The sequence below is a fragment of the Streptomyces racemochromogenes genome (genome assembly GCF_044129415.1).
Lineage (GTDB): Bacteria > Actinomycetota > Actinomycetes > Streptomycetales > Streptomycetaceae > Streptomyces > Streptomyces racemochromogenes_A.
The window spans coordinates 1-6968 of sequence record NZ_JBBDHD010000222.1; the positions used below are offsets into that span (position 1 = coordinate 1).

Below are 6968 nucleotides of genomic sequence, written 5' to 3' on the forward strand. Positions count from 1 at the left end.
GGGGGGGGGGGGGGGGGGGGGGGGGGGGGGGGGGGGGGGGGGGGGGGGGGCCGGGCGGCCGGCCCCCCCCCCCCCCCCCCCCCCCCCCCCCCCCCTCTCCGTCGTGCCCTCAGAAGAACACGGACCTCCGCTGCACCAGCAGCTTGTACAGCGTGTGCTGGATCCGCTCCCGCACCTCGTCCGTCAGGTTGAACATCAGCATCGGATCCTCCGCCGCCTCCGCCGCGTACCCGTCCGTCGGGATCGGCTCCCCGAACTGGATCGTCCACTTCGTCGGCAGCGGCACCGCCCCCAGCGGCCCCAGCCAGGGGAACGTCGGCGTGATCGGGAAGTACGGCAGCCCCAGCAGCCGCGCCAACGTCTTCGCGTTGCCGATCATGGGGTAGATCTCCTCCGCCCCCACGATCGAACACGGCACGATCGGCGTCCCCGCCCGCAGCGCCGTCGAGACGAACCCGCCCCGCCCGAACCGCTGGAGCTTGTACCGCTCACCGAACGGCTTCCCTATCCCCTTGAAGCCCTCCGGCATCACCCCGACGAGCTCCCCGGCCTCCAGCAGCCGCTGCGCGTCCTCCGCGCACGCCAGCGTGTGACCGGCCTTGCGCGCCAGTTCGTTGACCCCCGGCAGCATGAACACCAGGTCCGCCGCCAGCAGCCGCAGGTGCCGCTCCGCCGGATGGTGGTCGTGCACCGCGACCTGGAGCATCAGCCCGTCCAGCGGGAGCGTCCCGGAGTGGTTCGCCACGATCAGCGCCCCGCCCTCCTTCGGGATGTTCTCCACGCCCTTGACCTCGACCCGGAAGTACTTGTCGAACAGCGGCCGCATCAAGGACATCAGGACCTGGTCCGTCAGCTCCTTGTCGTAGCCGAACGCGTCGACCTCGTACTCGCCCGTGATCCGCCGCCGCAGGAACGCCAGCCCGCCCGCGATCCGCCGGTCCCAGTCGCCCGCACCACCCTGCCGGCGGGCCGCCGGCGCCTCCACCGGCGCCACCAGCTCCACCGGCCCGGCCTCCTGCGCCGCCGGAGGCCGCGCGGGGACCGCCACCGCGTCCACCGCCCGCGCCGCGCGCGCACCACCACCGCCGCGCCGGCGCGGCCGGTCCTCGCCGAACGGAATGACCTTGGCGTCCGCCACTACCGCTCCACTCTCTCGTCCACCTTCAACAGCCCCGCCACCCGGTCCACGGCCCGCCCCACCCGCTCCGGCGGCAGCAGCCCGTTCCCCCGGCTCCGCGCGAAGTCCGCGAACGTCTCCACCGTCGTGTACCGCGGGCGGAACCCCAGGACCTCCCGCATCTGCGCGGTCTCCACGACCCGGCCGTGCGTCAGCAGCCGGATCTGCTCCGGCGAGAAGTCCGTCACCCCCACCGCCCGCAGCGCCTGCCCCACCCACGTCACCGCCGGCAGCAGCAGAGGCACCGCCGGCCGCCCCAGCCGCCGCGCGCACTGCGACAGCAGCAGGACCCCGTCCCCGGCGATGTTGAACGTCCCGCTGTTCAGCGTCCCGCGCCGCGGCTCACCCGCCGCCAGCCGCAACACGTCCACGACGTCGTCCTCGTGGACGAACTGCAGCCGCGGGTCGTAGCCGAGGACGGTCGGCATCACCGGCATCGAGAAGTACTCCGCCAACGCGGAGTCCGCGAACGGCCCCAGGATGTTCGCGAAGCGCAGCACGCACACCGCCACGTCCGGCCGCCGGCGCGCGAACCCCCGTACGTACCCCTCGACCTCGGCGGCCTCCTTCGCGAAGCCCGCCGAGGGCAACGACTTCGGCTGCGTGGTCTCGGTGAACACCGCCGGATCCCGCGCCGTACCCCCGTACACGCTCGTGCTCGACTTCACCACGAGCCGCCGTACGGTCGGCGACTTCTGGCAGGCGCCCAGGAGCTGCATCGTCCCGATGACGTTCGTCTCCTTGACGGCGCTCCGCCCGCCCGGCGTCCCCGGGGCGCCCCCGGTGACCGCCAGATGGACCACCGTGTCCACCGCGTACTCGGCGAGCACCCGGGCGATCGCCGACTGTCTGATGTCCGCGTGCACGAACTCGGCCGAACCGAGCCGGTGCGGCGGGGTCACGGCATCGACCGCGATGACCCGGTCCACCTCCGGGTCGCGCTGGATGCGGCGCACGAAGCGGCCTCCCAGCTGCCGGGCAGCCCCGGTGACGAGCACGACCTTCCCCACGAGCTCAGCGCCTCCTCAAGAAGTACCCCGGGCTGCACCACAGCCCCCCCACCAGGATGGTGGAGGGGCTGCGGAGAACACGTACAGCTGCCGTTTACTTCTTGTTACGACGCTGGACGCGGGTGCGCTTGAGCAGCTTGCGGTGCTTCTTCTTAGCCATCCGCTTGCGCCGCTTCTTGATAACAGAGCCCACGACTACCCTCGCTCACTTCTCTTCACTCGGTGCGGGGCGTCTGGGCCCACACGACCTACGTCGGCCTAGCCTACCCGCCCGAGCTCCGAGCTTGTAATCCGAGGCTTCCGCGGGTGTTGCCGGAGCCTCGTCCTCAGGCCGACTCCACCCCCACGAAGGACTCGCGGAGGTACTCGTGGACCGCGTTCTCGGGGACCCGGAAGGACCGGCCCACCCGGATCGCGGGCAGATGACCGTTGTGCACCAGCCGGTACACGGTCATCTTCGACACTCGCATCACCGAGGCGACCTCCGCCACGGTCAGGAACTGAACCTCACTGAGAGGCCTCTCGCCAGCAGCCATGACACCCACCTTGACCTTCCGCGCATGACGGGCACCGGCTTCCCCTCCGGTTACTCCTCGTCGTCGCACGCTCACTCCCCAGAGTAGGGGCGCGTGATACGGCTGGGGAAGAGGAGCTACGGCCACTCCTGACGCACCGGCAGCCCCGCCCGCTGCAACACGAAGCGCGTGAGCGGTCCATAGGCCGCCGAGCGCACCGCGTCATCAAGCGGAACCACCGCCGCCACCCGCCCCTCGGCCTCCCCCACGAACAGCGCCGGATCATCCGTATCCGCCAGCCCGATCGCCTCCACACCCAGCTGACCTGCACCGCAGACCCACCCGTGGTCCCCCACGACCAGCCCCGGCAGCGGCCCCCCGGCCTCCGCCAACGCCCCGAGCGCGACCCGAACCGGGAGCGGCGAGTGGGTGTGTGCGCCGGTGGCACTCCCGGCTCCCCGCGCGCCGGGTTCCCGCACCAGTGCGACTCCCCCTACGTAATCCAGCCGGTGCTCGCGTACGCCGAAACGGGTCGCCATGTCGACATACACCCCCTGCGCCGGAGTGAGGACAACACATCCCGCCGCCGACATCGCCCCCGCCAAAGCGGCGTAGAACCCCAGCAGCCGATGCGGGTGCCCCGTACCGAACAGCACCGGCACCCCCGCCCCCGCCGCCCGCCGCAGCCGCTCCGCGAACACCCCCAGCGCCGCCACCGTTCGCCCCGGATCGATCACGTCCGGGCCGCTGACCTGGGCCGGATCCGCCGACACCCCGCACCGGTCCGCCATCAGCCCCAGCAGCGCACCCTCGTCCCAGCGGTCATCCGGTTCGAGCCCCAGCAACACCCGGGGATCCCGCGCCGCGAACAGCCTGTAGCTGCGCAGGCTCTCCTCCCGCGTCGTCGCGACGGGCCCGGCCAACCGGGCGGCCAGCAGATGCGCGCGCAACGCGCCCTCGCTCAACACCCTCCGATGCTGCCGCACGGAATCTGTCGGAGCATCAATTCCGCTCCACCGCCCCACCGTTGGCCTAACCGAGCTCCTCATTGACCATCCGTCACACCAGCATCCCCCGCAACGGGAACACCGCCCGACGCGTCGCCAGAACGGCCTGATCCGTACGGTCCGCCGGATCGTAACCGGCGTCCCAGTCCCGCCACGCGACCTCCCGCCCGTCCGTCATCCGGGCCGGCCCCCACTGCCGCGTCCGCGCGTACACCTCGTCCCGCCACGACTGCGGCACCATCGCCGCCGGGTCCACCGGCCGGTGCGCCGCGATCCCCACCAGGTGCGTCCACGACCGCGGAACCACGTCCACCACCGCGTACCCGCCGCCGCCCAGCGCCAGCCACCGCCCGCCCGCGAACTCGTGCGCCAGCCCGTGACAGGCCTCCTGCACCGCCCGCTGCGCGTCCAGCGACACCGCCAGGTGCGCGAGCGGGTCCTCGAAGTGCGTGTCCGCCCCGTGCTGCGTCACCAGCACCTGCGGCCGGAAGTCCGCCAGCAGCTCCGGCACCGTCGCGTGGAACGCCCGCAGCCACCCCTCGTCGCCGGTCCCCGCCGGCAGCGCCACGTTCACCGCGCTCCCCTCGGCATCCGGACCGCCCGTCTCCTGCGGCCAGCCCGTCTGCGGGAACAGCGTCCTCGGATGCTCGTGCAGCGACACCGTCAGGACCCGGGGGTCGTCCCAGAACGCCGCCTGCACCCCGTCTCCGTGGTGCACGTCCACATCCACGTACGCGACCCGCTCCGCCCCCAGCTCCAGCAGCCGGGCGATCGCCAGCGCCGCGTCGTTGTACACGCAGAACCCGGCCGCCCCGCCCGGCATCGCGTGGTGCAGCCCGCCCGCGAAGTTCACCGCGTGCGCGGCCTCACCCCGCCACACCGCCTCCGCGGCGGCCACCGACTGGCCGGCGATCAGCGCGGACGCCTCGTGCATCCCGTGGAACGCCGGATCGTCCATCGTCCCCAGTCCGTACGAACCGTCCGCCACGCCCGGATCCGCCGACACCTCCCGCACCGCCGCGACGTAGTCCTCGCGGTGCACCAGCCTCAGCGTCGAGTCCCCGGCCGCCCGGGCCGCCCGTACCTCCATCTCCCGGTCCAGCCCGAAGGCACGGACCAGGCCCATGGTCAGCGCCAGGCGCACCGGGTCCATCGGATGGCTCGGTCCGAAGTCATACCCCGTTACCGCCTCGTCCCACATCAACAGCCCGGTCACCGGCTCGCCGCTCATGCCGCACACCGTATCGGGCCCGCTCCACCGTGCCGAACGAGCGGGCGTAGAGCAGCGTGACGAGCACCAGCGCCATCGGCACCACCATGGCGCCCCGGTAGTTCCACGCGTCCCCGATCCCGCCGACGAGCGGCGAACCGACCAGGAACCCCACGTAGTTGAAGATGTTCAGCCGCGCCACCGCCGTGTCCGAGGCGTTCGGGAACAGCCGGCCCGCCGCTGCGAAGGTCTGCGGCACGATCACGCACAGCCCGATCCCCAGCAGCGTGAACCCGAGCATCCCCACCCATGCGTCCGGCGCCGCGGCCACCACCCCGAACCCGGCCGCCGCCACCACCGCACCGCAGCGCACCACGGCCACCGCACCGAACCGCCGCACCCCCAGGTCCCCCACGGCCCGCCCGACGAGCGTGGTCACCATGTACACGTTGTAGGGCACGGTCGCCAGCTGCTCCGAACTCCCCAGCACGTCCTGGAGGTACTTGGCGCTCCAGTTCGACACCGTCGAGTCCCCTATGTACGCGCACGCCATCACCAGGCACAGCGGCAGCAGCAGCCGCCCGCCCCGCGCGGGCCACCCCTGCCCGGCCTCCTCGGCCCCGCCGCCCTTCACGTCCACGTAGTACCGGCTCCCGGCCAACGTCAGCGGCAGCACGACCGCCACGGCCGGCAGGTACCCGGTGAACAGTGGCAGGTGCCAGTGCGCCCCCGCCCAGGCCGCCGACGCGCCGACGATCCCGCCCAGGCTGTAGGCGGCGTGGAACCCCAGCATGATGGAACGCCCGTACGCCCGCTGGAGGCTGACCCCGAGCATGTTCATCGAGGCGTCCAGCGCACCCACCGACAGCCCGAACACCCCGAGGGCCACGGCCACGTGCCACATCCGGCTGCCCGCCCCGACCCCGAGCAGCGCCAGCAGCACGACGGGCTGGGCCCACCGCAACACGGCGCTGGGCGCGACCCGCTTCACCAGGTGCTCGGTGGCGACGCTGGAGACCCCGGCGAGGACGGGCACGGCCGCGAGGAAGGCGGGCAGCAGTCCGTCGGATATCCCGTACCGGTCCTGGATGGCCGGGATGCGGGTCACGAGCAGGGCGAAGGCGACCCCTTGAGCGAAGAAACCGAACCCGAGGGCACCGCGTCCCCTCCGCAACCGCACGTCATCTGTCATGGCGGCACAGCGTAGGCCCCTCGGCTACCCGTGGGTAGAGAGATCACACACCCAATCCGAGCAGGGCCGACAGCTCCTTCATCTCCCCGAAGCAGGCGGTGGCGCCGGTGAGCTTCGCCGCGGGCATCATGGAGGTGAACCCGAGCACGTCCATGCCTGCGGCCCGGGCGGCCTCGATCCCGAGCGGACTGTCCTCGACGACAACGCACCCGGAAGGGTGGACGCCCATCATGTCGGCGGCGTGCAGGAACAGGTCCGGCGCCGGCTTGCCCCGGCCGACGTCCTCCGCGCTGAAGATCCATTCCTCCTCGAACCATTCGTCGAGCCCGGCGCTGCGGTGCCCGACGCGGATGCGCTCGTGGCTGCTGGAGGAGGCGACGCAGTACGGCACCCCGTGCGCGGAGAGCTCGCCGAGCACGTCGGTCACCCCGGGGACGGGCCGGAGTTCGCGCGCGAACGCGGCGAAGAGGCGCTCGTGGAGGACCTGGTCGAAGTCCGCCGGCAGCCGCTGCCCTGTGCGTTCCTGGACGAGGTCGTGCACCCGGTGCACCGCGCCGCCCATGTAGTCGCGCAGGGAGTCCTCGTACGTGGTGGGGTGCCCGACCTCCGTCAGGTACGCGGCGAGGATGGTGTTGGAGAGCGGCTCGCTGTCCACGAGGACGCCGTCGTTGTCGAAGATGACCAGCTGGTAGACCATCGGCCCACCATACGAGTGCCCGACTCTCCCGCCCCGCAGCGCGGTGCGGGTAAACGGCTGAAAACGCAGAAAAGCCCCGCACCAGAGCTGGTGCGGGGCTTTCCCACAATGATTGTTCGGCGGCGTCCTACTCTCCCACAGGGTCCCCCCTGCACTCCCA

8 protein-coding genes are annotated in these 6968 nt (G+C 72.2%); all 8 read right to left on the reverse strand.

Going from position 1 to position 6968, the window contains the following annotated elements:
- Window positions 1-109: 109 nt before the first annotated feature.
- Window positions 110-1138, reverse strand: coding sequence for a lysophospholipid acyltransferase family protein (locus WDV06_RS35690; protein ID WP_395513974.1), 1029 nt, complete (start codon window positions 1136-1138; stop codon window positions 110-112).
- The gene (locus WDV06_RS35695; protein WP_395513975.1) at window positions 1138-2187 is read right to left on the reverse strand and encodes an NAD-dependent epimerase/dehydratase family protein; all 1050 of its coding nucleotides are present in this window, start codon (window positions 2185-2187) and stop codon (window positions 1138-1140) included. The genes WDV06_RS35690 and WDV06_RS35695 overlap by 1 nt, the downstream gene beginning before the upstream one ends.
- 94 nt (window positions 2188-2281) lie before the next feature.
- Entirely contained in the window at window positions 2282-2380 is a 99-nt protein-coding gene (locus tag WDV06_RS35700) for a 30S ribosomal protein bS22 (RefSeq protein WP_003948845.1), read from the reverse strand.
- Window positions 2381-2513: 133 nt separating this feature from the next.
- The gene (locus WDV06_RS35705; protein WP_162688852.1) at window positions 2514-2723 is read right to left on the reverse strand and encodes a helix-turn-helix domain-containing protein; all 210 of its coding nucleotides are present in this window, start codon (window positions 2721-2723) and stop codon (window positions 2514-2516) included.
- Between the two features lie 116 nt (window positions 2724-2839).
- On the reverse strand, window positions 2840-3670 hold the full coding sequence (locus WDV06_RS35710) for a phosphatase (RefSeq protein ID WP_395513976.1): 831 nt from the start codon (window positions 3668-3670) through the stop codon (window positions 2840-2842).
- Between the two features lie 91 nt (window positions 3671-3761).
- Entirely contained in the window at window positions 3762-4910 is a 1149-nt protein-coding gene (locus tag WDV06_RS35715) for an acetoin utilization protein AcuC (RefSeq protein ID WP_395513979.1), read from the reverse strand.
- Complete coding sequence (locus tag WDV06_RS35720) at window positions 4882-6111, reverse strand: MFS transporter (protein ID WP_395513977.1); 1230 nt, start codon at window positions 6109-6111, stop codon at window positions 4882-4884. The genes WDV06_RS35715 and WDV06_RS35720 overlap by 29 nt, the downstream gene beginning before the upstream one ends.
- Before the next feature lie 43 nt (window positions 6112-6154).
- Complete coding sequence (locus tag WDV06_RS35725) at window positions 6155-6808, reverse strand: HAD family hydrolase (RefSeq protein ID WP_395513978.1); 654 nt, start codon at window positions 6806-6808, stop codon at window positions 6155-6157.
- Between the last annotated feature and the right edge of the window lie 160 nt (window positions 6809-6968).